The sequence below is a fragment of the Stenotrophomonas sp. P5_A8 genome (assembly GCF_056400545.1).
This window is the reverse complement of sequence record NZ_JBFULB010000532.1, coordinates 1-1,467: the sequence shown is the minus strand read 5'-3', so window position 1 is coordinate 1,467 and position 1,467 is coordinate 1. Positions and strand designations below refer to the sequence as shown.

Below are 1,467 nucleotides of genomic sequence, written 5' to 3'. Positions count from 1 at the left end.
GTCGTGCCCAAGGGCTAGGCGCGCATCCGTACCCAGATCAGCGCCGCGCATACGCGTGCCCACCTGGACCGGGCGATCGATGCGTTCACCCGCATTGGCCTCGAGCTGGGCGTGATCAAGCACTGACACGCGCAAACCGGGTAGCGCCACCCCATGGGTGGCGGCTCTCCGCAGCGGCATCATGAACATCTGGCGAGGGCACGCCTGTGTGCCCTCGCCGACCCACGGCCGGCGTCAGCCGCTTACTTCTTCTTTTTCTTCTTGTCCTTGGCCGTTTCCTTGCTGGCCACCACCACCGGTGCGGCGACCGGCCTGTCCTGGCCGTTGCCCTTGGCCACGCGGATGCCGTTGGCCTTCATCCAGGCGTCGAACTCATCGGCGGACATCTTCTTGTCGCCGTCGCTCATCATGAAGCGGTAGCTGCCGCGGCCGTCCAGCTCGGGCGTTTTGACTTCCACCACCTTGTCGGTCACCGGGGCCTCGGCCTTGGCGGCCTGTTTGTGGCCCCCACACGCGGTGAGCAGCACGGCGGGCAGCAGCAGGCAGGCGCTGCGGAACAGGGGGCGATTGAGCAGGTTGGCATGCATGGGGGAATCTCCCGGGGGTGAATGAAACGTCGGGTACGCGGCCATCCATTGCCTGGTTCGGTCGGCCTGCCGCGCACGGGCAGGCCACGGCGTCACGGCGGCGCCACGGCGCCATCGGCCGCGGCATACAGCAAATCCAGGTCGCGCTGGCTCAGTTCACGCCAGGCACCCTTGCCCAGCGCGCCCATCGGCAGGTGCCCAATGGCCACGCGCACCAGGCGCAGCACGTTGATATCCAACGCGGCCAGCAGGCGCCGGATATGGCGGTTGCGGCCTTCTTCGAGCACCACTTCCAGCCACGCGGTCTTGTCGCCACTGCGCAGCAAGGTGGCGCGTCGCGCGCGCAGCAGTTCGCCTTCGTCCTCCACACCGGTGCACAGCGCCTGCAGCTGCGCGGCATCGGGGATGGCGTCGATCTGCACGTGGTAGGTCTTGTCCGGGCCGGTGGCCGGGTCGGTCAGTCGTGCGGCCCACTGCGGGTCGTTGCTGAACAACAACAGGCCTTCGCTGGCCTTGTCCAGCCGCCCGACCGGGGCGATCCACGGCAACCCGGCGTCATCGAAGCAGCGGTAGACGGTGTCGCGGCCCTGCTCGTCCTGGGCGGTGGTGACCAGGCCGCGCGGCTTGTTGAGCATCAGGTGGATGCGCCGCGGCGCGTCCAGCGGCTGACCGTCGACGCGCACGTGGTGGCGACCGTCGACGATGGGGAATTCGGGTTTGTTGATGACACGGCCATCGACGGTGACGCGGCCGGCGGCAATCCACCGCGCCGCTTCAGTGYGCGAACACAGCCCGGCCTTGGACAGCACGCGCGCCAGGCCATGGCGGGGTGCGCCGTCGCTGCGCGCGGGGCTGGTCGATGACGCACGCCGCTCGGGAC

2 protein-coding genes and 1 pseudogene are annotated in these 1,467 nt (G+C 68.9%); 1 reads left to right on the top strand and 2 read right to left on the bottom strand.

Annotated features, from left to right (window positions below; translation table 11 throughout):
- Nucleotides 1-126, top strand: a pseudogene (locus AC1DQP_RS20420) (glycine C-acetyltransferase); the annotation flags it as partial.
- Between the two features lie 116 nt (nucleotides 127-242).
- Here the strand turns inward: AC1DQP_RS20420 and AC1DQP_RS20415 are convergent.
- Together AC1DQP_RS20415 and AC1DQP_RS20410 are read right to left on the bottom strand one after the other, a co-directional pair.
- Nucleotides 243-587, bottom strand: a complete 345-nt coding sequence (locus AC1DQP_RS20415) for a hypothetical protein (protein WP_457321252.1) — start codon at nucleotides 585-587, stop codon at nucleotides 243-245.
- Nucleotides 588-679: 92 nt separating this feature from the next.
- Entirely contained in the window at nucleotides 680-1,405 is a 726-nt protein-coding gene (locus tag AC1DQP_RS20410) for a pseudouridine synthase (protein WP_478052421.1), read from the bottom strand.
- Nucleotides 1,406-1,467 lie beyond the last annotated feature (62 nt).